Source organism: Actinocorallia sp. API 0066 (genome assembly GCF_020991275.1).
Lineage (GTDB): Bacteria > Actinomycetota > Actinomycetes > Streptosporangiales > Streptosporangiaceae > Actinocorallia.
This window is the reverse complement of the sequence record NZ_JAJLQY010000007.1, coordinates 296960-318769: the sequence shown is the minus strand read 5'-3', so window position 1 is coordinate 318769 and position 21810 is coordinate 296960. Positions and strand designations below refer to the sequence as shown.

Annotated in this window: 21 protein-coding genes and 1 pseudogene; 12 read left to right on the top strand and 10 right to left on the bottom strand. The window is 71.8% G+C overall.

The genetic code is table 11. The features are described 5' to 3' along the window. Positions 1 to 2 precede the first annotated feature (2 nt). On the bottom strand, positions 3 to 806 hold the full coding sequence (locus tag LO762_RS19895; protein WP_230617211.1) for an ABC transporter permease: 804 nt from the start codon (positions 804 to 806) through the stop codon (positions 3 to 5). A 216-nt stretch (positions 807 to 1022) separates the two neighbouring features. On the opposite strand from LO762_RS19895, the gene LO762_RS19890 reads away from it, so the two are divergent. Both LO762_RS19890 and LO762_RS19885 read left to right on the top strand, forming a co-directional pair. Further along, positions 1023 to 2213 (top strand): M20 family metallopeptidase, encoded by a 1191-nt coding sequence (locus LO762_RS19890; RefSeq protein ID WP_308104215.1) that lies wholly within the window; start codon positions 1023 to 1025, stop codon positions 2211 to 2213. A gap of 56 nt (positions 2214 to 2269) precedes the next feature. Beyond that, the gene (locus LO762_RS19885; RefSeq protein WP_230617209.1) at positions 2270 to 2920 is read left to right on the top strand and encodes a lytic transglycosylase domain-containing protein; all 651 of its coding nucleotides are present in this window, start codon (positions 2270 to 2272) and stop codon (positions 2918 to 2920) included. 19 nt (positions 2921 to 2939) lie between these two features. Here the strand turns inward: LO762_RS19885 and LO762_RS19880 are convergent, their stop codons facing one another. After that, positions 2940 to 4313 carry an AarF/ABC1/UbiB kinase family protein gene (locus LO762_RS19880; protein ID WP_230617207.1) on the bottom strand — a complete coding sequence of 458 codons (1374 nt, stop codon included), beginning with the start codon at positions 4311 to 4313 and terminating at the stop codon, positions 2940 to 2942. Between the two features lie 100 nt (positions 4314 to 4413). On the opposite strand from LO762_RS19880, the gene LO762_RS19875 reads away from it, so the two are divergent. Both LO762_RS19875 and LO762_RS19870 read left to right on the top strand, forming a co-directional pair. Continuing rightward, positions 4414 to 5769 (top strand): AarF/UbiB family protein, encoded by a 1356-nt coding sequence (locus LO762_RS19875; protein ID WP_230617205.1) that lies wholly within the window; start codon positions 4414 to 4416, stop codon positions 5767 to 5769. A 15-nt stretch (positions 5770 to 5784) separates the two neighbouring features. Beyond that, positions 5785 to 6186, top strand: a complete 402-nt coding sequence (locus LO762_RS19870) for an SCP2 sterol-binding domain-containing protein (RefSeq protein ID WP_230617203.1) — start codon at positions 5785 to 5787, stop codon at positions 6184 to 6186. Here LO762_RS19870 and LO762_RS19865 read toward each other — a convergent pair. Beyond that, positions 6183 to 6782 (bottom strand): TetR/AcrR family transcriptional regulator, encoded by a 600-nt coding sequence (locus LO762_RS19865; protein WP_230617201.1) that lies wholly within the window; start codon positions 6780 to 6782, stop codon positions 6183 to 6185. The genes LO762_RS19870 and LO762_RS19865 overlap by 4 nt on opposite strands. A gap of 77 nt (positions 6783 to 6859) precedes the next feature. Here LO762_RS19865 and LO762_RS19860 point away from each other — a divergent pair, with 77 nt between their 5' ends. Both LO762_RS19860 and LO762_RS19855 read left to right on the top strand, forming a co-directional pair. Beyond that, the gene (locus LO762_RS19860; RefSeq protein WP_230617199.1) at positions 6860 to 7861 is read left to right on the top strand and encodes a nitroreductase family deazaflavin-dependent oxidoreductase; all 1002 of its coding nucleotides are present in this window, start codon (positions 6860 to 6862) and stop codon (positions 7859 to 7861) included. Beyond that, complete coding sequence (locus LO762_RS19855) at positions 7858 to 8190, top strand: hypothetical protein (protein WP_230617197.1); 333 nt, start codon at positions 7858 to 7860, stop codon at positions 8188 to 8190. Before LO762_RS19860 ends, LO762_RS19855 begins: the two co-directional genes overlap by 4 nt. Before the next feature lie 12 nt (positions 8191 to 8202). Here the strand turns inward: LO762_RS19855 and LO762_RS19850 are convergent, their stop codons facing one another. Continuing rightward, positions 8203 to 8802, bottom strand: a complete 600-nt coding sequence (locus LO762_RS19850) for a TetR/AcrR family transcriptional regulator (RefSeq protein ID WP_230617195.1) — start codon at positions 8800 to 8802, stop codon at positions 8203 to 8205. A gap of 167 nt (positions 8803 to 8969) precedes the next feature. Here LO762_RS19850 and LO762_RS19845 point away from each other — a divergent pair, with 167 nt between their 5' ends. Then, complete coding sequence (locus LO762_RS19845; RefSeq protein WP_230617193.1) at positions 8970 to 9557, top strand: TetR/AcrR family transcriptional regulator; 588 nt, start codon at positions 8970 to 8972, stop codon at positions 9555 to 9557. 18 nt (positions 9558 to 9575) lie between these two features. Here LO762_RS19845 and LO762_RS19840 read toward each other — a convergent pair whose 3' ends face one another. From LO762_RS19840 to LO762_RS19830, 3 genes are all read right to left on the bottom strand, one after another. Then, positions 9576 to 9926, bottom strand: a complete 351-nt coding sequence (locus LO762_RS19840) for a helix-turn-helix domain-containing protein (RefSeq protein WP_230617191.1) — start codon at positions 9924 to 9926, stop codon at positions 9576 to 9578. Then, positions 9926 to 10288, bottom strand: coding sequence for a type II toxin-antitoxin system RelE/ParE family toxin (locus tag LO762_RS19835; RefSeq protein WP_230617189.1), 363 nt, complete (start codon positions 10286 to 10288; stop codon positions 9926 to 9928). Before LO762_RS19835 ends, LO762_RS19840 begins: the two co-directional genes overlap by 1 nt. A 124-nt stretch (positions 10289 to 10412) precedes the next feature. Continuing rightward, positions 10413 to 11846 (bottom strand): NAD(P)/FAD-dependent oxidoreductase, encoded by a 1434-nt coding sequence (locus LO762_RS19830; protein WP_230617187.1) that lies wholly within the window; start codon positions 11844 to 11846, stop codon positions 10413 to 10415. A gap of 81 nt (positions 11847 to 11927) precedes the next feature. On the opposite strand from LO762_RS19830, the gene LO762_RS19825 reads away from it, so the two are divergent. Then, complete coding sequence (locus LO762_RS19825; RefSeq protein WP_230617185.1) at positions 11928 to 12566, top strand: TetR/AcrR family transcriptional regulator; 639 nt, start codon at positions 11928 to 11930, stop codon at positions 12564 to 12566. On the opposite strand, the gene LO762_RS19820 is transcribed toward LO762_RS19825, so the two are convergent. Beyond that, positions 12556 to 13173: a 4'-phosphopantetheinyl transferase superfamily protein gene (locus LO762_RS19820; RefSeq protein WP_230617183.1), complete on the bottom strand. Its 618-nt coding sequence runs from the start codon at positions 13171 to 13173 to the stop codon at positions 12556 to 12558. The two genes, LO762_RS19825 and LO762_RS19820, sit on opposite strands and share 11 nt — an antisense overlap. Positions 13174 to 13226: 53 nt before the next feature. On the opposite strand from LO762_RS19820, the gene LO762_RS33115 reads away from it, so the two are divergent. The 3 genes from LO762_RS33115 to LO762_RS19800 are packed head-to-tail and all read left to right on the top strand — an operon-like array spanning position 13227 to position 17753. Beyond that, positions 13227 to 15128: a protein kinase gene (locus LO762_RS33115; RefSeq protein WP_308104212.1), complete on the top strand. Its 1902-nt coding sequence runs from the start codon at positions 13227 to 13229 to the stop codon at positions 15126 to 15128. Next, positions 15125 to 16552 (top strand): VCBS repeat-containing protein, encoded by a 1428-nt coding sequence (locus LO762_RS19805; protein WP_230617179.1) that lies wholly within the window; start codon positions 15125 to 15127, stop codon positions 16550 to 16552. The genes LO762_RS33115 and LO762_RS19805 overlap by 4 nt, the downstream gene beginning before the upstream one ends. Before the next feature lie 19 nt (positions 16553 to 16571). After that, complete coding sequence (locus LO762_RS19800; RefSeq protein WP_230617177.1) at positions 16572 to 17753, top strand: sorbosone dehydrogenase family protein; 1182 nt, start codon at positions 16572 to 16574, stop codon at positions 17751 to 17753. A 341-nt stretch (positions 17754 to 18094) separates the two neighbouring features. Here the strand turns inward: LO762_RS19800 and LO762_RS19795 are convergent, their stop codons facing one another. Continuing rightward, positions 18095 to 18916 (bottom strand): hypothetical protein, encoded by an 822-nt coding sequence (locus LO762_RS19795; RefSeq protein ID WP_230617175.1) that lies wholly within the window; start codon positions 18914 to 18916, stop codon positions 18095 to 18097. A gap of 110 nt (positions 18917 to 19026) precedes the next feature. On the opposite strand from LO762_RS19795, the pseudogene LO762_RS19790 reads away from it, so the two are divergent. Continuing rightward, positions 19027 to 20493, top strand: a pseudogene (locus LO762_RS19790) (ATP-dependent DNA ligase); the annotation flags it as partial. A gap of 18 nt (positions 20494 to 20511) precedes the next feature. Here the strand turns inward: LO762_RS19790 and LO762_RS19785 are convergent. After that, on the bottom strand, positions 20512 to 21762 hold the full coding sequence (locus tag LO762_RS19785; RefSeq protein ID WP_230617410.1) for an RIP metalloprotease: 1251 nt from the start codon (positions 21760 to 21762) through the stop codon (positions 20512 to 20514). Between the last annotated feature and the right edge of the window lie 48 nt (positions 21763 to 21810).

The following is a 21810-nucleotide window of genomic DNA, read 5'->3' as shown; positions in this document are numbered from 1 at the left end:
CGCTAGATCTTGGGTGGGACGAGGACGAGGTAGAGCGTTTCGAGCACGTAGTTGAGGAAGAACACGAGCAGCGACGTGGCGACCGTCGCCCGGGTGACGGCCCGGCCGACCCCGGCGGGCCCGTAGTCGCACGTCATGCCCATGTGGCAGGCGACGGCGGCGGCGACGAGCCCGAAGACGAACGCCTTGAACAGGGTGATGAGCAGGTCGGTCGGCTGGAGGAGCGAGGCCGCCCCGTCGAAGTAGGCGCCGGCGGTGACGCCCTGCTGGATGACGTTGAAGTAGAACCCTCCGGCGGTCCCGGAGAGGATCACCAGCGAGCACAGAAGCACGCTGACGACAGCGGCCGCCCACAGGCGCGGGGTGACGAGCCGGTGGGTGGGGTTGATGCCCATCACCTGGAGCGCGGACAGCTCGTCGCGGATGCGGCGGGCGCCCATGTCGGAGGTGATGGCGCTGCCTCCCGCGCCGGAGATGAGCAGCGCGGCGGCGAGCGGCGCGATCTGCCGGACCATCCCGGCGACGACGAGCGCCCCGGTGCTGGACTGCGCGCCGATCTGCCGGGCGATGTCGCCGACCTGGAGCGAGATGGTCGCGCCGAGCGGGATCGCGATGAGCAGGAGCGGCACGCTGGTGACCCGGACGATGAACCACGCCTGCTCGACGAACTCGCCGAACCAGGTCCTGACGTCCCAGGTGCGGCGCAGCCCCTCCAGGAGGGTGACGAACAGTTCGCCCGCCTCGTCGAGGAGGCCGAGCGCCCGTCTGGCGAGGAGGCCCGGACCACGCTGGAGCAGCACGGCCATGCGTTCGTACCCCCTTGGCACCACGGGTGGACGGCTCGTTCCAGGAAGCGACGTGCGTCACATTCGCCGGACTCGCGGCACTCTACTGGCATTCGGTCCAACTTGGGAATAGGTGTTGTCAGATAGGCCGGGGAACCCGAATTCCGGCCCGCGCGGCCTGTCGTGCGGGGGCTACCGGGCGTTGCCTTACGTCCGGGCAGAGGGTTGGATCGGTCTGTGACAGTGACGCTCGCCGACGCCGCGGCCCTCCAGGACGACCTCGCCGACCTGCGGCGGGCCATCCACACCGAGCCCGAGACCGGCCTGGACCTGCCCGCCACCCGCGACAAGGTGCTCGACGCGCTGCGCGGCCTCCCCTTGGAGATCACCACGGGACGGGCGCTCACCTCCGTCACGGCCGTCCTGCACGGCTCCCGTCCGGGGCCGACCGTCCTGCTGCGCGCCGACATGGACGCGCTGCCCCTGGACGAGCACACCGACCTGGAGTTCCGCTCCCGGACGCGCGGCGTCATGCACGCGTGCGGGCACGACCTGCACACCGCGATGCTCGTCGGCGCGGCCCGGCTCCTGGCCGCCGAGGACTTCGCCGGGAGCGTCATCCTCATGTTCCAGCCGGGCGAGGAGGGCTACCACGGGGCCCGGCTCATGATCGACGAGGGCGTGCTGGAAGCCACCTGGCAGAAGCCGGTCGCCGCGTACGCGCTGCACGTGTCGTCGTCGATCCTGCCGTCCGGGTTCGTGGTGTGCCGGGGCGGGCCGATCATGGCGGCGGCCGACACCGTGACGGTGACCGTCCGGGGGCAGGGCGGGCACTCGTCCATGCCGCACCGGGCCCGCGACCCGATCCCGGCCGCCTGCGCGATGGTCGGCGCCATCCAGACGTTCGTCACCCGCGAGTTCGACGTGCTCGACCCCGTCGTGGTGACGGTCGGCAGCATCCACGCGGGCGCCGCCCCCAACGTCATCCCCGACGACGCCGTCTTCAGCGCGACGGTACGGTCGTTCTCCACGGCGTCACAGGAGCGGGTGCGTACGGGCCTGCACCGGGTCTTCGCAGGGCTCGCCGCAGCCCACGGCGTCGAGGTGGACGTGGACTACCGGATCGACTACCCCGTCACCAGCAACGACCACGCCGAGGCCGGACGGCTCGCCGCCACCACCCGCGCCCTGCTGGGCGAGCACAGCTACTTCGACGCGCCCCAGCCCATCCTGGCGTCCGAGGACTTCTCGTTCGTGCTGGCCGACGTGCCCGGCGCCCTCGCCATGCTGGGCGCCACCCCGCCCGGCCGCGACCCGGCCACCGCGCCCGGAAACCACAGCGCGGACGCCGAGTTCGACGACTCCGTCCTGGCCAGGGGCAGCGCCCTGTACGCCGCCCTCGCGCTGGGTCGGCTGGCCTCCGCCTAGAGTTTTCCGCCGCTCCTGGTTCCGGCACCGGCCCGGAGCGTGCATCCTTCTTGTCCATGAGCCCCTCCGTCGCGCGCCGGATCCTCACCAGCAACGCCGTCATCGCGCTCGCCGCGATGGGCGTGCTCGGCTACGCCCTCGTCGAGCTGGAGTTCGGCGAGTCCGACCCGCCCGCCATCGCCGGGGACGGCACCCTGTCGGCGGCCGAGGCGCTCAGCCTGGTCCAGGCCAACGACATGGAGCCGCTCGTCGCGGACGCCGTCGCCGCCGCCAAGAAGCGCGCCTACCTGGCCGAGAAGCGCGCCAAGGAGGCGGCCCGCAAGAAGGCCGAGTGGTACAAGAAGAACAAGGCGAAGATCGACGCGAAGATCGCCGCCGAGAAGCTCGCGAAGCTCCCCAACCCGACGGCCGAGCAGAACCTGGACGCGGGCGAGAAGCTCAACGCGGCCAAGGGCTGGCAGGCGTGCTGGCCCGCCCTGAAGATCCTGTGGACCAAGGAGTCCAACTGGAACGAGCGGGCCGACAACCCCTGGAGCGACGCCTACGGCATCCCGCAGGCGCTGCCGGGCTCCAAGATGGCCAGCGCGGGCCCCAACTGGGAGACCAACGCGACGACCCAGATCGTCTGGGGCCTGTCCTACATCGGCGCCCGCTACGGCGACCCGTGCAAGGCGTGGGGCTTCTGGCAGCGCAACCACTGGTACTGACGGCCCGCGCCCGCCGCGCTCAGGCCGGGTCGGCCGCCGCGACCGCCTCCGGGAAGACGTTCTTCGCGATGGAGCGGTCGGCGAACAGGATCCAGTCGGGAGCCAGGGCGGTGGAGTAGCGCTCGAAGTAGAGAAGCTGCTTGCTGATAAGGATCAGCTCTCGCGGGGATTCCGCGTTGTACTGCTTGGCCATGTCCAGGAGCATCGTGATGGTCCGGCCCACGCTGATCCCGGCCATCCCGGACCTCAGGATGGGGCCGAAGACGAGTTCCAGGCGCATCGCGATCTCCGCGTCGGTGCCGATGCCCTCGGGGATGATCCCCAGGTCGCGGTAGTGCGGGACGAGCCGGTGGAAATCGGCGTCGAACATGCCGGTGTAGAACATGTCGCGCATCAACTCCTGCCACGGGCCGTGCAGCTCGCCCATGATCCCGAAGTCCAGGTAGCACATGCGGCCGTCGTCCAGCAGCCAGAGGTTGCCCGCGTGGACGTCGCCGTGGAAGGCGCCGTGCACGAGCGCGGCCTCCACCCACACCTTGACGCCCCGGCGCAGCAGTTCGGGGCCGTCGACGCCCTCGATGCCGGAGGCGTCCAGCTCGTCCAGGGGCCGCCCGTACATGCGCTCCATGCAGATGACCCGGGGGCCGCAGTAGTCCCAGTAGACCTCGGGCGCGGTGACGCCCTCGTTGTCGCCGAACGCGTACATGCGCTCCCTGAAGTCGTGCTGACGCCTGGCCTCCAGCGCGCTGTTCAGCTCCTGGAAGGTGACCGCGTGCAGGTCCTCGATGACAGCGGTCGGCTTGGCCGAGCGCATCACCTTGGAGACCCGCTCCAGGATCCGGGAGAAGAAGTAGGCGACGCGCACGTCCGTCGCCATCAGCTCGGTGATGCCGGGCCGCTGCACCTTGACCACGGCGTCACGGCCGTCGGGGAGGCGGCACGCGTGGACCTGGCCGACGGACGCCGCCGACAGGGGCGTGTCGTCGAACGCGGCGAAGATCTCCTCGGGGCGGGCGCCCAGGCCCTCGGCGATGATCCGGCGGACGCTCGCGCCGTCGATCGGCCGGACCTCGTCCAGGCAGCGCAGCGCCGCGTCCGCGAGCGGCCTGGGGAACAGGCCGGGCGAGGAGGCGATGACCTGGCCGAGCTTCACGTACATCGGGCCGAGCCGCTCGAACGCGTCGATGACGCCGCGCGCGGCGGCGTCCCGGAGGTCCTTCTCGCCGCGCCGCGCCCCCCAGCGCGCGACCTGGCGCAGCGTGTTCCACCACAGCACGGTGACGACGACGGCGAGCCGTGCGGGGTCCTTCCACTCCAGTCTGTCGAGCCGTGGCGCCGTGATCTCCAGATCCGCGGGTGTGGGACCGTCGGTGTACGGGCCACAGAACGTCATGGATGCCTCCGGGGGTGGGAAGTACCGCCCAAGCTAGCTCACTGCGACAAAAGCGTCGATATGTTGCAAGTCACTCCGGAGAGGGCTTAGGTTCGGCTGCATGGACCCCGACTTCCCGTCCGACGGACACCTCCGGGAGGAACGGCTCGCCGCCCGCGCCCGCGCCTGGGCGTCGCCGGGGCCGCCCTCGCTCGGCAGGCTCGCCCGGCACGCCGTCGCCCTGCCCGCCGGCCAGCTCCGCTGGGCCCTCGGCCGCCTCCCTGGAGCCGCCCTGGACGGCCTCGCGGGCGATCCCCGGGACGCGGTGCGGGCCGCGTCGGCGGGATGGCTCCACGAGCATCTGACGGCGCTGGGGCCGTCCGGCGGCGAACTCGCGCTGCTCCTGCGGGACGCCGAGGGCCTCACGCCCGGCGTGCTCGCCGACCTCCTGCGGGACTCCCCCGCGCCGGTCGCGCCGATCCCGGCCCGCGAGGTCCACCGGGCGCTCAGCCGCGCCTTCACCGGCGCGGTCGCCTCGCTCGACCCGGTGCCCCTGGCCGTCTCCCCCCTGCACCAACTGCACCGGGGCACGCTCCAGGACGGCGATCCGGTGCTGCTGCGGGTGCTGCGGCCGGGCGCGCGGGCGGGGGTGCGGGACGACCTCAGGCTCGCCGCCAACCTCCTCGCGCCCGTCGCGCTGCTCCCCCAGGCCCGCTCGGTGCGGCCGATGGCGCTGCTGCGCGCGACCGCCCGGCAGGCCGCCGAACAGACCGACCTGCGGCACGACGCGCACAACTCCACCGAACTCGCCGACCTGCTCGGCGAGCGGATGCGCGGGCTGCGGCTCGCCACACCCGTGCTGAGCGCGCGGGAAGCCGTCGCGTTCACGCTGCCTCCGGGTGCGGTACCCCTCTCCGAAGCGCCTGACGCGGCCGTCAAGGACGTCCTGCCCGCGCTCCTCACCCTCGTGGTCGAGGCGGCGCTCGCGGACGGGGTCTTCCACGCCGACCTCCGGCCCGAGCACCTGTTCGTGCTGCCTGACGGGACGTTCCTGCTCGCCGGATGCACCGCCACCGGACGCCTCGCGCCCCAACTGCGCCGCGCCTTCCTCGACTACGTCACAGCGCTGTTCGGCGGCGACTTCGCGGGCCAGGTGGACGCCCTCGGACGGCTCGGAGCCGTCCCGGAATCCACTGACCGGGCAGCCTTCGAAGCCGACCTACGGGCCGCGCCCGAACTCGCGCCGCTGCGCCTGCTGCGCGCCGGGGACGCCGCCGGGCCCGTCCTCACCGGCCTCGCCGCCAGGCACGGGCTGCGCGTCCCGGCCCGGCTGGTCGGCTGGGCGCGCGCCCTCTTGACCTACCGCGCGCTCACTCGGCATGTTGTCCCGGACACCCCGTTCGTCCAGACGCTGCTGCCCCTGCTGCCCCGTCTCGGCGAGATCAACCGACGGCTGACCGCCGAAGAAGCCGGCTAGAACCGAGGAGATCCGATGGCACGGAAAGCCAAGCACGTCTTCCTGTCCAACGCCTGGCTCGACGCGGTGGAGGCGCTCCGCCCCGCATGGCCCGCCCCGCCCGCCGAACTCGACGGGCTGCTCATCAACCTCGTCGTCAAGGGCGGCCCGGACGGCGACGTGCAGGTGCACACCAACTCCGGCGTCGTCGCGCGCGGCCTGGACGACTCGGCCACCACGACCGTCACGGTGCCCTACGAGGTCGCCCAGCGCCTCTACGTGGAGAACGACCCGTCGCTGGTGATCACGTCGATCATGTCGGGTGAGCTGACCATCGAAGGCGACTCCGCCCAGGTGATGGCGCTGGTGTCGGTCCAGGGCGAGCCGACCCCTGAACAGCTCGCCTTCCAGCGCACGATCCAGGACCTGACGGCCTAACGCTCGTACGGCCGCAGCGCGGGCACCAGCAGCTCGGCGAGGAACCGGCGCAGCGGCCCGCGCGGCTCGGCCACCATGACGGTGACCGCGATCCGCGTCAGCCACTCGGCGACGACCACCGGGTCGCGGTCGGCGATCGCACCGCCCCCGGCCAGCAGCCGCAGCAGCGGGGCGATCCGGTCGGTGATCTCGGTGAACAGCCGTGGGATCTCCCCGGCGAGCAGCGAGCCGATCATGTCCCGCTCGTCCGTCAGCATCTTCTGCAGCACCGGATGCGCGAGGCTCTCCTCGATGACGGTCGCGAGCAGCTCGACGACGGCCTCGGGCCCGTCCAGGCCGGCGATCCGCCCCGGCAGCGTCGCCAGGATCCGGTCCACCTCGCGGGAGACGAGCAGCAGCGCCGCCGACCGGACATTCCCCACCTGCCGGTAGACCGTGGTGCGGTTGACGCCCAGCTCGCGGGCGATGTCCTGCACCGAGGTGCGGCCCACCCCGAACCGGGTGAAACACCGCGCGGCGGCGTCGAGGTACGGGTCGAGGGCGGGGTCGGGCGCGGGCGGTAGCGCGCCCGCCCGCTGCTGCTGTTCCGCCTTCACCGCAACAATGCTACTGGTTTGTCGCAGAACCGACCGTAGTACGGTGTAAGGACCTGTGACCGGACGGGAGGCGCCCATTGAACGCCGTCACCAGGCTCGCCGCCGCACCCCACTGGGCGCACGCCGACCCGCCCCGGATCCGCCCCGGCGGGCTGCGCCACCTGGGGCCGCGCACCTGGCTCGCCATGCACGCGCTCGCCCCGCTGTTCGGCACCCGAGGCATCCGGCTCGCCGACCTGACCGGCCGCGACCGCGCCGTCTTCCACGCCTACCTCCCGTTCGGCCGCGCCGTGATCACCTCGGGCCTCGGCCGGGCCGTCACCGAGCTGGTGACGCTGCGGACGGCGTGGAACACCGGCGCCTGGTACGAGTTCCGGCACCACGTCTTCCTGTCCCGTCTCGGCGGGCTGTCCATCGAGACCGTCGAGCGGATCGCCGCCGGGCCCGACACACCCGGCCTGAGCCCGGCGCAGCGGGTCCTGCTGCGGGCGGTGGACGAGCTGCACGAGGCGCGCGCGATCTCCCCCGCGACGCTGGCCGAACTGCGGACGTTCCTGGACGAACGCCGCGTCGCCGAACTGTGCCTGCTCGTCGGGCACTACGAGATGCTCGCGATGTTCCTCAAGTCCGCCGGGGCCGTCCCCGAGGCGGGCGCCTGGGAGCGCGGGCCGCTGTCCTGGCTGCGCCGCCCCGACGACTCCGACCGGCTCGCCCCGGCGTCGCTGCCCGACCTCAACCGCCGGTACGTCAACAGGATCCAGTCCCGCTGGGCCCCGTTCCTGCCGCCCTGGGCGATCATCGTGCACCGGGGCCGCAAGTCGGGCCGGGTGTACCGGACGCCCGTCATGGCGTTCCGCCACGGCCGTCACCTGATCGTCGCGCTGCCCTACGGCGACCGCGTCGACTGGGTCCGCAACCTGCTCGCCGCCGGACGCGGCGGCGTCGAACGGCTCGGCCGCCTCCGCCGGATCAGCGGGGCGCGCGTCACCGACGTGCCGACCGCTGGCGACCTCGTGCCCGCCCGCTACCGCCCGTTCCTACGCCTGACGAAGATCCTCGTTGTGGAGGTAGAGCCGTGACCGTGCTGCCCCGCCGCATCCGCCGCCCCTGGCACCGCTTCGACGCGGCACTCCGCCGCGCCCTCCCACCGACCGACCTCGACCTCGCCGTCCGCCGCGCCGCCCACACCATCGAAGGCACCCCCTTCACCTCACCCTCCCCCCTCACCGACCGCCACCGCCTCCTCCTCCAGGCCGTCGACCAACTCTGCACCGACCGCATGATCCACCCCACCACCTGGGACGCCCTCCTCCCCCACTACACCCCCGAGCAACTCACCTCCCTCTGCCTCGCCGTAGGCGACCGAGCCACCACCGCCATGCTCCGCCGCACCCTCGGCTTCCCCTGACGGCCCGTCGGCTCAGTGCTTCGGTTCGAAGATGGGGCCCAGGGTGGCGACGAAGGTGCGGATGATCGGGTACTGCTCCTCCGGGGACTTGCCGCGCAGGCCCAGGATCGGGTCGAGGCCGTCGTAGTAGGGGGCCAGGGCCAGGTGCGGGAGGACGATCATGAGGAGGGCCAGGGCGGTGTCGTCGTCCAGGTCGGCGCGGATCTCGCCGCGCTCGCGCCAGCGGGCCAGCAGCGGGCTGATCGACTCGCGGTAGTGCTGGTTCGACGGGCCGCGCACCAGCGTCCGGACCGTGTTGTCGATCTCCAGGTTCATCGCCGCGGTGACGGCACGCTCCAACGGGTGCGCGGCGAAGTAGTCGGCCCACAGGCAGCCGACGTCGCCGAGCCAGTGCGTGAACGACTGGTCCGGGTCGAGCGCGGCGATGCCCAGCTCCATCTCCTCCCGGATGCGACGCGCCGTCTCCTCCGCCACATAGGTGAAGAACTCCAGCTTGTCGCTGAAGTACTGGAACAGCGAGCCCTTGGCGATGTCGGCCTCACGCGCGATCGTGTTGAGGCTTCCGGTGGAGTAGCCGTGCGCGCCGAACTCCCGCTGCGCGGCTTCGAGCACACGCTCACGTTTTGCGGGATTCAGGCGGAACCACGTTGAGGTAGGCATTGACCCCAATCCTAATGCGCGGATCCGCCCGCACCCGGCCAGGGAGCGCTCCCGACGAAGTCGGGCCCGCCAAAGCGCTCCCCGGCCCAGCGAACACAGCGACGGTCTAGAGTCTGGCCATGACTGAGAGCCGCGCGCGCAACGGAACCCAGTGGGCACGGGCTGACGCCACCCGCAGGGCGTTGCTCGACGCGGCCCGCGAGGTCTTCTCCGACCGGGGTTACGAGGCGGCGGGCATCGCCGAGATCGTCGAGCGCTCCGGCGTCTCGGTGGGCAGCCTGTACCACCACTACGGCGGCAAGTCCGGGCTGTTCCTGGCGCTGTGGGAGGAGCACACGGCCGAGCAGGAGCGGATGGCGACCCGGGCCGTCAAGGCGGCCCGCGCGGGCGGCGAGAAGGACTCGATCACCCTGTTCATCACGGGCACCGCGGCGTTCCTGGAGTTCTGCTGGGACCACCGCCGCACGAGCCGCCTGTTCGTCTCCGGCGAGGGCCCCACGGGTTTCGGCCTGATGCGCCGCTCCCGCATGCGCCAGTGGCTCGCCCAGAACACCCGCCTCCTGTCCGACCACAACCAGATGCTCCCCCTCATCCTCACCACCGCCATCGGCGAGGCCGGCCGCGAGGTCTCCATCGCCGACTCCCCCGAGGACGCCCACTCCCTCATCACCCAGACCACCGAAATCCTCCGCCGCCTGGCCCGCTGACGGTGAGATTCAGTGCGCTCAGGCCGCGGCTCCGTCCGGGCGGTTGCTGACCGGCAGCCGCATGGTTCGGTCCCCGAAGTCGGCCACCAGGTCGAGGTGCCCGCCGAGGGCCTCGACGTAGCGGGCGATGACCTCGATGGAGGTGACCTCACCGTGCTCGATCTGCGAGACACGCGCCACGCTGATCCCGATGATCGCGGCGAGCGCCTTCTGCGTGAGCCCCGCGTGCCTGCGCGCCTCCGCGAGCTGCCACCCACGCGCCTCGGCCAGCAGTTGACGCGCGGCGGCCTCGACCTCCTCGCGTGTCACCCCGGCGTCGTAGAGCTTCTGCTCAAGGACTTCCCAGTCCTGCGCGACCCGCTTACCCATCACCGTTCTCCTTCCACCGTGTATTCGGAGTAGAGCCGCTCGGCCAGCGGAATGTTCTCGCGATACCAGCGTTCCCAGTTTCCCGCCTTGTCGCCACCGAGGAGCAGGAGCGCCGATCGGGTCGGATCGAAAGCGAAGATGATCCTGATCTCTGACCTCCCTCGGGACCCGGGCCTCAGTTCCTTCAGGTGGTGAAGCGCGCTTCCTTTGATCCGGTCCACGAGCGGTCTTCCCAGCGTCGGGCCTTGGTCGCGCAAGGTGGCGACCGCTCCGGCGACCTGCCTCGCCGAGGACATATCCTCCTTGATCAGATCCTCGTACCATGCAGCGTACTCATCGGTCACTCTGATGACCCAGGCCAATGCGACCTCCTAAGTTAAGGGTAGCCTTAACCTAGCCTCGCAAGCCAGAGCGCGAATGGGGTTTCCTGCGAAAGGTGGGGCCCGGTGGCGGGCGTTGCGCGGTCGTCCGCCACCGGGGGTCGGGTCACCGGAGGATGTAGTCCTCGCGGCGGGCCTTGCGGGAGTCCGCCCAGAACTCGAAGGTGAAGCCGGGCCAGGTGGTGCGGTTGATGCCGTCCTGGTCGAGGTACCAGGACATGCAGCCTCCCTCGTTCCAGACGGCCTTGCGCAGCCGCTTGTGCAGCTTGTCGTTGTAGGCGCGGACGGCCTCCGGCTTGGGCTCGACGGTCGTCGCGCCGGTGTCGGAGAGCAGCTTCAGCAGGCTCAGGATGTGCTGGACCTGCACCTCGATCATAAAGACGACCGAGTTGTGGCCGAGGCCGGTGTTCGGGCCGAGCAGCACAAAGAAGTTCGGGAAGCCCGGCACGGTGGTGCCGTGGTGGGCCTCGACGCCGTTCTCCCACGCCTGCTGGATCTTCTGCCCGTTCCGTCCGGTGATGACCCAGTGCTCCATCGCGTCGACGACCTTGAAGCCGGTGCCGAAGATGATGGCGTCGACCTCGATCTCGCGGCCGTCCTTGGTGATGACGGAGTTCGGCCGGACCTCCGCGACGCCCTCCGTGACGAGGTCCACGTCGTCGCGCGTCAGGGACGGGTAGTAGTTGTTGGACAGCAGCACCCGCTTGCAGCCGATGGTGTAGTCCGGGGTGAGCTTGCGGCGCAGCTCGGGGTCCTTGACCTGCTTCTTCAGGTGCCGGGTCGCCATCCACTTCATCGGCCCGGCCAGGCGCGGGTCGAGCGCGAAGCTGACGGCGCGCGCCTCCAGCACCCAGTAGATGATGTTCCGGACGGCGCGCGGCACACCGGGCAGCTTGAAGGCGGCGGGGAGCTTGATGTTCGGCTTCGACTGGATCCAGGCGGGCGTCCGCTGGAAGACGGTCGTGTGCGCGGCGACCTCGGCGACCTCGGGCACGAACTGGATGGCCGACGCGCCCGTCCCGATGACGGCGACGCGCTTGCCCCTGAGGTCGTAGGAGTGGTCCCACTCGGCGGAGTGGAACGCCTTGCCCTCGAACGTCTCCAGGCCGGGGATCTCGGGGAAGCTGGGGACGTGCAGGGCGCCCACGCCGGAGATGACGGCCCGCGGCGTGAGGACCTCGCCGCCCACGAGGGCGATGTTCCAGCGCTGGGCCGCGTCGTCGTACTCGATGGCGTCGACGGACTCGCCGAAGCGGATGTGCTTGCGGATGTTGTACTTCTCGGCGCAGTGGGCCAGGTAGCGCTGGATCTCCGGCTGCGGCGCGAAGAGCTGCGACCAGTTCTTGTTCAGCTCGAACGAGAACGAGTACATCGGTGAGGGGACGTCGCAGGCGCAGCCCGGGTAGGTGTTCTCCCACCACGTGCCCCCGAGGTCCTTGGCCTTCTCCAGGATGACGAAGTCGTGGTACCCCGCCTCCTTGAGCTTGATCCCCATGCCGAGCCCGGCGAAGCCCGCGCCGATGATCACGATCTGGCTCATCGAACCTGCCTTATTAGTCGAACCGTCTAGTACTGCCAGTAAGTTACCTCGGGTAAGTTACCGATGGTAGGGTATAGCACTGTGACGCAGACCACCAGCCCGCAGGAACGGCCCGCCCGCCGCAAGCGGATGTCCCGCGAGGCGCGCGAACGCCAGATGCTCGCCGTCGCCGAGGAGGTCTTCGCCGACCACGGCTACCGGGCCGCCTCGATGGAGGAGATCGCCGAACGCTGCGGCGTCTCCAAGCCGATGCTGTACGAGTACTTCGGTTCCAAGGACGGCCTGCTCCTGGCCTGCCTGACCCGCGCCCGCGCCGAACTCCACGACGTGACGGCCGCCGCCATGGCCGAGGGAACCGATCCGATGGACACCCTCACCCGCGGCCTCATCGCCTACTACAGCTTCACCGACAGCCATCGCAGGTCGTTCGAGCTACTCAAGAACGAAGCGGCAGGGCTGCCCTACGCGGCCGCCGAAGCCGTCGAGGAGGCACGCCGCCAACAGCACAATCTCATCGCCCCGATCCTCGCCCAGTGGGCGCCCGGCATCGGCGACATCGAGATCGAGGCGTACACCGAGATCATCATCGGCGCGTGCGAGCGGGTCTCGCTGTGGTGCACCGTCCGGGACGTCACCCCCGAGGACGCCGCCCGCTACACCATCGACTTCTGCTGGGGCGGGCTCCAGGCGCTCTACGAACGCGGCAACGTCACGGCCTGATGAACGCCAGCGCGCCCGCGTAGCCCGGCGCCGGATCCAGATCCCGCAGGACCGTCCTGGCGGGCAGGTCGGCGCGTCCCCGCCACGCCAGCAGGGCCGCCGGGGCGGACGCCGCCGAGACGCGCACGGCCGTCATCGGGACGCGCAGGCCGTCTCCGGTGGCCTTCAGCAGCGCCTCCTTGCGCGTCCAGTAGACGTGCAGGTCGCCCGGCGGCTCGCCCGCGAGCACCGAGTCGGCGATCTCGTCCAGCGAGCGGCCGCGCTCCTCGACGTCCAGGCCGACCGGCACGTCCGCGACGGCCAGGCCGACGAGGCCGCCCGAGTGGCTCACCGACAGGTGCCAGCCGGGGAACAGCGGGCGTCCGTGCTGGGCGCCGCAGCCGGGACACGTCCGGTCCAGGGAGATCTCCGCGGGGGGCCGTCCGGTACGGGCCGACAGCTCCCGCTTGGTGAGGATCACGCCGAGGGTGAACCTGCGCTTGTCGTCCTCCCGCAGGTAGCGCGCGCGCCTCTCGCGCTCCACCGCGTCGAGCAAAGACAGGTCGTCGGCTTCCGCGTCGGAGGTGCGCGCCCAGACGACGCGGCTGGCGAACTCAGAGTGGGGCACGGCCATCAAACTTACGACATCGAACGGTTATCCGGTATCACTAGGTTGGGGCTGTGGCCACAGATCAGGCACTACCGGGCGGCGCGACACCGCTCGGCCCGCACGACCCCCGAGCCATCGGGGCGCACACCGTGCTCGGCAAACTCGGCCAGGGCGGAATGGGCGCCGTGTACCTCGGCAGGGGTCCGCGCGGCCTGGTCGCCATCAAGGTGATCCGCGACGACCTGTCCGCCGACCCCGGCTTCCGCACCCGGTTCGCGCAGGAGGTCGCCGCAGGGCAGCGGGTCGCCTCCTTCTGCACCGCGGCGATGCTCGACCACGGCGTGGACGAAGGGCACCCCTACCTCGTCACCGAGTTCATCGAAGGGCCGACGCTCCAGGCGCACGTGCTCCGGCACGGGGCGCTGACCGAGGGCACCCTCCAGGGCTTCGCCGTCGGCGTCGCGGCGGCGCTCACCGCGATCCACGGGGCGGGCCTCGTGCACCGCGACCTGAAGCCGTCGAACGTGATCCTCTCGGTGTCGGGGCCGCGCGTCATCGACTTCGGCATCGCGCGCGCGCTCGACGCGACGACGGGCGTCACCCGGACGGGCCAGCTCATCGGCAGCCCCGGATGGATCGCCCCCGAGCAGTTGCTCGCCGACCGCGCCACGACCGCCGTCGACATCTACACGTGGGGCTGCCTCGTCGCGTTCGCCGCGCTCGCCCGGCACCCGTACGGCACCGGCGCGCCCATCGCGCTCGCCTCGCGCATCCTGCACGGCGAACCCGACCTGGACGGCGTCCCGGACACCCTGCTCGGCCTCGTCCACGCCGCCATGGCCAAGGACCCGGTCGCCCGCCCCACCGCCCAACAACTCCTCCTCTCCCTCATCGGCGCCACCGACGCCTCCCCCAACCTCCCCGCCCAGGCGACCCGCCTCGTCGAGGAGACCTGGCACGCGGGCCCCGCCCCCGGCTACGGCCAGCAGGGCGCACAGCCGCCTTACGCGGGCCCCGGCGCGGCACAGGGCGTCTCCGGACAACCGGGGGCGGCGCACGCGCAGCCGCCTTACGCGGGCCCGGAAGCGGGCACCGGACCGGGGGCCGGGTACGCCCAGGGCGCGCAGGGGCCCTACGCGGGCCCGGGCTCCGGGCAGCCGGGGGCGGCGCACGCGCAGGGTGGTTACGCGCGTCCCGACGCGGCCGGAGGTCCGGGGCAGGGCGGTTACGGGCAGCCCTACGCGGGGCCGGAGGCGGGCACGGTTCCGGCGGGCGGCGCGGGGCACGTCGGCGCGCACGCGGCCTGGCCGGGCGGCGGCGGGCACGACACGTGGGACGCGGTGCACGGGCAGGGGCACGGGCCGGTGACGCCGCCGCCGGGGCCGGGACCGGCCACGGCGCCGTCCGGGCCGGGCGCCGCCGGGCGGTGGCGGCGGAACCCGACGCTGCTCACGGCGGGCACCGTCGCCGCGACGGTGCTCCTGGCGGGCGGCGTCTGGTACGGGCTGAGCGACCGGAGCAAGGACAGCGCGAGCGGCGGGTCGGCGGCGGCGAACCCCCTGGAAGCGCAGGGGTACAAGCGGGTGCAACTGTCCGGCGAGACGGGCGTCGGCCAGGCCCGGGACGACGCGGGGGTGCGGCTCGCGGTCGGGTTGCCGCGCTGCGGCGGCACCGAATACCAGACGAAGACGGCGAACAACCGTTTCTGCCTCATCCCGCTCACCGCGTACAACCCGTCGCTCACCGCCGAGTCCCCGCGCATCCCGCTGAACCGGCAGGTGCTGGTCACCGACGACGGCACCGAGATCAAGGTCACCGAGTATCCGAACGGGTTCCTGAACAACGCGCCCAGAGTACCGGCGGGTGGGCTCATCTCCGGGATGCTCCTGTTCGACGTCCCTGAGGACGCCGCCTTGAAGTCCGTCCGCGTGTACGGAGCCAACGACTCCCAAGGTGTGGAGGTGCCGCTGTGAAGCGGATCATCGCTGCCGTCACCGGCGCGGCCCTCGTCGCGACGGCGTTCACGCTGCCGCGTGTGGGCGCGCAGGCGGCCGGGTGCGACAGCACCGCGCGGGCCGACTTCGACGGCGACGGCAACCCCGACCTCGTGCTCGGCGACCCCGGCGCGAACCTCGGTGACAAGGTGGGCGCGGGCCAGGTCACGGTCATCTTCGGCGACGGCGACCTGAAGGAACGTAAGCGGGTCCATCTCACTGCGGAGGACCCGGAGGCGGGCGCGGGTTTCGGCTACTCGGTCGCGGTCGCCGACGTCAACGGCGACGCCTGCCTCGACCTCGTGGTCGGCGCGCCGTGGGCGGCGGGCGGCAGGGGCAGCGCGGAGATCTTCCTCGGCTCGCCCGAGGGCCTCAAGCGCCAGCGCGTCCTCACGCCCGAGGGCGACGCGCCCCGCACGTTCGGCTTCTCGGTCGCGGCCAGGGCGGCGCACGGCGCGCACCCGGCCACGATCGCCGTCGGCACGCCGCACGAGACGGTCAAGGGGCTGAAGTCGGCGGGCGCCGTCCACCTGTACTTCTGTGAGGACGAGGACGCCGCGCCCCGGCACCGGCTGCTCACCCAGGACGATCCGCAGGCCGAGGGCGTCGCGGAGGCGGGCGACCTGTTCGGCTGGGCGGTCGCGCTGGGCGCGGTCATGGGCGACCGGGACGCGCCGGACCTCCTCGTCAGCGAGCCGGGCGAGGACGTCGCGGGCCAGGCCGTGGACGCCGGGTCGTTCAGCGTGGTCGAGGACGTGACGGCGCCGGGCGACGGCAAGGGCCAGCACTGGCACTACGGCAACCTCGGGATCGGCTCCGCCACCGAGGGCGGCCGTATCGGCTGGAGCCTGGCTTACGTGGAGGACGGCGACTCCTCTTACGTCGCCGCAGGAGTCCCCGGCCAGGACGCCGGATCCAAGCGCCGCGCGGGGATCGTCGCCCTGCTTCGATCGACGGGAGACGGCCTCACCCCGCTCGACCCGGTACGGCAGCGCACGGACGGCGTCCCCTACGAGGAGGCCGAGGACCAGTACGGCTGGTCGGTCGCGCTGACCGCGGAGGACGGCGTCAAGGTGGCGGTCGGTGTGCCGTTCGACGAGGCGGAGCAGTCCCGGCCGGACAACGGGTGGGTCCACCTCGTGTCGGTCGCCGACCGGAACGACGCGATCCTCGTCGACGCCCTCAACTCGGACATGCCGGGCGACGCCGGACCGTACGACAGGTTCGGGTGGTCCGTCGGGTTCGTCCCCGGCGCGCTGGTGATCGGCGTGCCCGACGACCAGGAGAATCCGGGCGGATCGGTCATCCTCAAGCCGCTGGACGGGAGCACGCCGATCGAGATCCTCCCCGAGGGCGCCGCCGACCAGGGCGACTTCGGCGCCGGGCTGGCGGCCACCCCGTGACGGGAGGGACGATGGGGGCATGCGTGTTCGGATCTGGTTCTCCTCCGCCCTGACCGTCGTGTTCGCCGCCGGATGCGCGGCGGACACCTCCCCCTCGGCCGCCGACCCGACCCCTGCGGCCCCGGCCCCGTCGGCAGAGCCCTCCCCGTCCGGCTCCAAGCCCGCGGCCAGGCTCGGCAAGGTGAAGCTGGCGGACGTCGCCGAGCTGGCCCAGCCGGTCGGGATGGCGGTCCGCAAGGGTGACGACGCCCTGTACGTCATCGAGCAGGAGGGCAAGGTCAAGTCCGTGAAGGGCGGGCAGACCGATGACGTCCTGGACGTCACCGCCCTGACCGGATCGGGGGGAGAGCGCGGCCTCCTGGGCATCGCCTTCTCCCCCGACGGGAAGCGCCTGTACCTGTACCACACGGCCAAGGACGGCACGATCATCCTGGCCGAGTACCCCGTCACCGCCGAAGGCTCGGTCGACGCCTCCGGACGCCGTGAGGTGCTGCGTCAGGCGCATCCGCGGAGCAACCACAACGGCGGCCAGCTCGCCTTCGGCCCCGACGGCCACCTCTACCTGGGCCTCGGTGACGGCGGCGGCGCGGGCGACCCGGACCGGGCGGGCCAGGACCTCGGGACGTGGCTCGGCAAGATCCTGCGCATCGACCCGAAGGCGTCGGGCGGGAAGCCCTACACCGTCCCGAAGGACAACCCGTTCGTCGGCGAGGCGGGCGCCAAGCCGGAGATCTGGGCGTACGGCCTGCGCAATCCCTGGCGATTCTCCTTCGACGCCGAGACCGGCGACCTGTGGATCGGCGACGTCGGCCAGGACAAATGGGAGGAGGTCAATTTCCAGCCCGGTGATTCCCGGGGCGGCGAGAACTACGGTTGGAGCGCGCGCGAAGGGTCGCACCCGTTCCGCTCGGACAAGCCGGTCGGGGTGAACCCGGTGCACGAGTACCCGCTCCGCGAGAACGGCCAGTGTTCGGTCATCGGCGGCCACGTCTACCGGGGTTCGGCGGTGCCGGGCCTGGCGGGCAGGTACGTGTTCGCCGATTTCTGCGCGGGCTGGATCAAGGCGTTCACGCGTGGCGGCGGTGCTCCGGTCACGCTGCTGCGGAATGTCAACAGTGTGTCGGCGCTGGGTGTCGACGGGGCCGGTGAGCTTTATGTCCTCAGCCTGAACGGAACCTTGCAGAAACTCGTTCCGGCGTGACGGCCGAAGCCGGTCGGTTATCGAGAGAATTCTCGCGTTAGAAGGATGCGGCCGGCTCCCCGGGGGGAACCGGCCGTCTTCTCGCGCGTACCTGGCCTATGCCCAGGACACTCCGGCGCCATTGGCGGCCATGTCCTTCGCCTCCTCTTACAGCTGGTCATCACGTACTAACCAGCAACTTGTGTAGCTAAACCAGTGCATAACGTGGCCAAAGCCCCCTGGCCCGTAATACCAGGCATAACAGTAGAAGCGGAAAGCCGGGACGGCGTACAGAATCCGTGACGTGCGACAAATAATCTCGTACCCGGAAGTAGTCATCCCCGCAAGGAGTCAAATTCCCCTCAGCCGTACAGTTTCAACGCCTCCCGCGCCACCGCCAGCGCCCCCTCCAGGCAAGCCCCCTGCTCATCCTCCGCCTTGGCCCGGTACGCCCGGCTGTAGGTGACGGTGATGATCACGTTCTGTACCCGCACCTCCACCCGTGCCGTCGTCGTCTTCGCGGCGCTGCCCTTGTCCGTGAAGACCCGCTGGAACGCCTCCTCGCCGAGGTTCGGCACCCGCTCCAGCACCAGCGTCCTGGTGATCTTGTCCTCGCTCTCCCGCTTGTAGTCCTCGCCGAAGGCCCACTTGGTGACGCCGAGCGGGTCCGCGTCGCCCGCGATGTTGCCCAGCCGCGTCTCCAGCCGCAGGTAGCGGAACGCCTTCTTGTCCGGCCCGGTGTAGCCGCACGACCCGGCGGTCGTGCCGCCGTGCGCGTCCTGGCCGCCCTCGGGGACGTACTTGAGGAACACGGCCTTGGGCACGCTCTCGCAGACCTTCTTCGGCAGCGCCTCGATGATCCCGCCTCCCGACGACGCGGGCGGCCCCTGCGTCGGGGCGGGCGAGGGCGGATCGGTCCGCGTCGGCGGGTCCGCCGGCCCGGAGGGCGGCGCCGACGGGACCGGGGCCTGCGCCGACGGCTCGCCGGACGGCGAGACCGTGGTGGTCGCCGGGCCCGCGAGCTCGCGGTCCGGCTCGTCCCACACGAGCGGGAGGACGAAGAAGAGGGCGGCGGCGGTGACGATCAGGACGCCGAGGACGAGGCGCCAGCCGCGGGGGCCCGGGATCCGCCGGGACGAGGGCGGTTCGGGCGGGGAGTAGACCCTGTCGAAATCTGCGCGCACGTTCCGAAAGTACGGACCTCGCGGGCGTCTGTCAGTATCCGGGGCAGATATCACCCCCTGCCGGGTCGCCGGTTCCGGATTCTGTCGGTGGCACGGGGAATGATGTCGGTGTGCTGTTGAGTGAACTGGCGGTCACCTGGCGCGCGGTGGCCGAGACGTCGGCGCGCGGCGAGAAGACCGCGCTGATCGCGCGGGCGCTGCGCCGGGCCGGGCCCGCGCGGGCGCCCGTCGTGGTGCACTGGCTGGCCGGCGAGCTGCCGCAGCGGCAGATCGGCGTGGGCTACGCGGCGCTGCGCGAGACACCGCCGCCCGCCGCCGAGCCGTCGCTGACGGTCGGCGAGGTGGACGCCGCGTTCACCGCGATCAGGGACGCCACCGGGCCGGGCTCACAGGCGGCCCGGCGCGAGCTGCTGAACGGGGTGTTCGGCAGGGCGACGGGTGAGGAACAGCGCTTCCTCGTCCACCTGCTGGCCGGTGAGCTGCGGCAGGGCGCGCTGGGCGGGGTGATGGTGGACGCGGTGGCGAAGGCCGCCGAGGTGCCGGTGGCGGCGGTGCGGCGCGCGGTGATGCTGCGCGGCGCGCTCGGCCCGGTCGCCACCGCCGCGCTGGAGGGGGGTGTGGCCGCGCTGTCCGGCTTCACCCTGGAGGTGGGCCGCCCGGTCCGTCCGATGCTGGCCGCCTCCGCGCCCGACGTCGCCGAGGGGCTGAGCGGCGAGATGGGCGTCGAATGGAAGATGGACGGCATCCGCGCCCAGGTCCACGTCGCCGGGGAGGACGTGAGGGTCTTCACCCGCACCCTGGACGACGTCACGGCGCGCGTCCCGGAGGTCGTCGAGGCGGTCCGGGGGCTCGGGCTCGGCGCGGCGGTGCTGGATTCGGAGGTGATCGCGCTGCGCCCGGACGGCAGCCCCGAGTCCTTCCAGGTGACGGCGTCGAACACCGCGGCCGGGGCGCTCCGGCCGTTCTTCTTCGACGTGCTGCACCTGGACGGCGCGGATCTGCTGGACGAGCCCGCCTCGGTCCGGCACGAGGCCCTGGCGGCGGCGGTACCGGAGGCGGAGCGGATGCCGCGCCTCGTCACCGCGTCGGCCGACGAGGCGAACGCGTTCTTCGCCGAGGCCGTCGGGCGCGGCCACGAGGGTGTGGTGCTCAAGTCGCTCACCGCGCCCTACGCGGCGGGGCGGCGCGGCGCGGGCTGGGTGAAGGTGAAGCCGCGGCACACCCTGGATCTCGTGGTGCTGGCCGTGGAGTGGGGGCACGGCAGACGCACGGGCAAGCTGTCGAACCTGCATTTGGGCGCGCGGGACGCCGAGTCCGGCGAGTTCGTCATGCTCGGCAAGACGTTCAAGGGGCTCACGGACGCCCTGCTGGAGTGGCAGACCGAGCGGTTCCTCGCGCTCAAGGTCGCCGACGACGGGTACGTGGTGCGGGTCGAGCCCGTCCAGGTCGTCGAGGTGGCGTTCGACGGCCTGCAGCGCAGTACCCGGTATCCGGGCGGGCTCGCCCTGCGGTTCGCCCGGGTGCTGCGTTACCGGGCCGACAAGAGCGCGGCGGAGGCCGACACCTTCCAGACCGTCCGGGCGCTCGCGGGTGTCTTAGCCGCCGAGGCGGATCGGGTTCACCAGGTCGGCGTAGACGAGCAGCAGACCCATGAGGAGGATGACGGCGCCGACGACATAGGTGAGCGGCAGCGCCTTGGCCACGTCCACGGGCGCGGGCGCGGGCCGCCCGGTGAGCGCCGCGAAGCCCCTTTTTACGCCCTCCCACAGGGCGCCCGCGATGTTGCCGCCGTCCAGCGGCAGCAGCGGAATCATGTTGAACGCGGCGATGCCGAAGTTGATCGAGCCGAGCACCACCAGGAACAGGGCGAGCTTGCCGAGCGCCGCGTCGTGCGAGGCCAGCACCTCGCCGCCGATCCGGCTCGCCCCGACGATCCCGACGGGGCTGTCCGGCTCGCGCTTCGCGTCGTTGAAGGCGGCCTTCCAGACGCCGACCATCTTCTCCGGCAGGTGGGCGAACGCGCTGAGCGTGAGCGTGGTCATCCTGCCGAACTGGGCGAGCACGTACCCGGCGTCCTGGCGGACGAACACCCGCACCGGGGTGATGCCGAGGAACCCGGCGGTGATGGTCTTCGACGGGTCGGCGAGGTCGGCCACCTCGCCGGGGATCGGCGTCGCGGTGAGGGCGCGCGGCGTGCCGTCGCGGGTCACGGTGAGCGTCACCGGACGGCCCGCGGCCTCCCGGACGAGCCCCTGGAACTGCCGGTAGGACGTGACGGGCGCGCCGTCGAACGCGTCGACCCGGTCGCCGGGGCGCAGGCCCGCCGCGGCGGCCGGGGTCGGCGGGTCGGCCGGGCGGCACTGCCGGCCCGTCTCGACGGCCGGGACGACGCACCGCGCGACCGTCCCGATCGTGGTGGACGGCTCGCGCACGCCGATGCCCATGAGCGCGATCCCGAGGAAGAGGAGGGCGAGCGCGAAGTTCATGAGCGGCCCGGCGAACGAGATCAGCGCCTTCTGCCACCACGGCTTGGCGTAGTAGACGCGGCCCTCGTCGTCCGGCCCGACCTCCTCCAGGGCGCTCTCCCGCGCCGCGTCCACGAGCTGCGCGAACCTGCCCGTTGACGACCGGCGCAGCCGTCCCTCGGGGTCGCCGACGCGCGGCGGAAGCATCCCGATCATCCGGACATAGCCCCCGAAGGGGATCCACTTGATCCCGTACTCGGTCTCGCCGCGCCGCCACGCCTTCAGCGTCGGCCCGAACCCGACCATGTACTGCGGACAGCGCACTCCGAACCGCTTGGCGAACACGAGGTGCCCCAGCTCATGGACCGCGATCGACACCATGAGCAGCACAAAGAACACAACAATCCCCAGCACCGTCACACCCGCCCC

Coding starts and splice junctions, on each gene's coding strand:
- LO762_RS19895 (WP_230617211.1), bottom strand. CDS start 806: ATGGCCGTGCTGCTCCAGCGTGGTCCGGGCCTCCTCGCCAGACGGGCG.
- LO762_RS19885 (WP_230617209.1), top strand. CDS start 2,270: ATGAGCCCCTCCGTCGCGCGCCGGATCCTCACCAGCAACGCCGTCATC.
- LO762_RS19880 (WP_230617207.1), bottom strand. CDS start 4,313: ATGACGTTCTGTGGCCCGTACACCGACGGTCCCACACCCGCGGATCTG.
- LO762_RS19875 (WP_230617205.1), top strand. CDS start 4,414: ATGGACCCCGACTTCCCGTCCGACGGACACCTCCGGGAGGAACGGCTC.
- LO762_RS19870 (WP_230617203.1), top strand. CDS start 5,785: ATGGCACGGAAAGCCAAGCACGTCTTCCTGTCCAACGCCTGGCTCGAC.
- LO762_RS19845 (WP_230617193.1), top strand. CDS start 8,970: ATGACTGAGAGCCGCGCGCGCAACGGAACCCAGTGGGCACGGGCTGAC.
- LO762_RS19840 (WP_230617191.1), bottom strand. CDS start 9,926: ATGGGTAAGCGGGTCGCGCAGGACTGGGAAGTCCTTGAGCAGAAGCTC.
- LO762_RS19830 (WP_230617187.1), bottom strand. CDS start 11,846: ATGAGCCAGATCGTGATCATCGGCGCGGGCTTCGCCGGGCTCGGCATG.
- LO762_RS19800 (WP_230617177.1), top strand. CDS start 16,572: ATGCGTGTTCGGATCTGGTTCTCCTCCGCCCTGACCGTCGTGTTCGCC.
- LO762_RS19785 (WP_230617410.1), bottom strand. CDS start 21,762: ATGGTGTCGATCGCGGTCCATGAGCTGGGGCACCTCGTGTTCGCCAAG.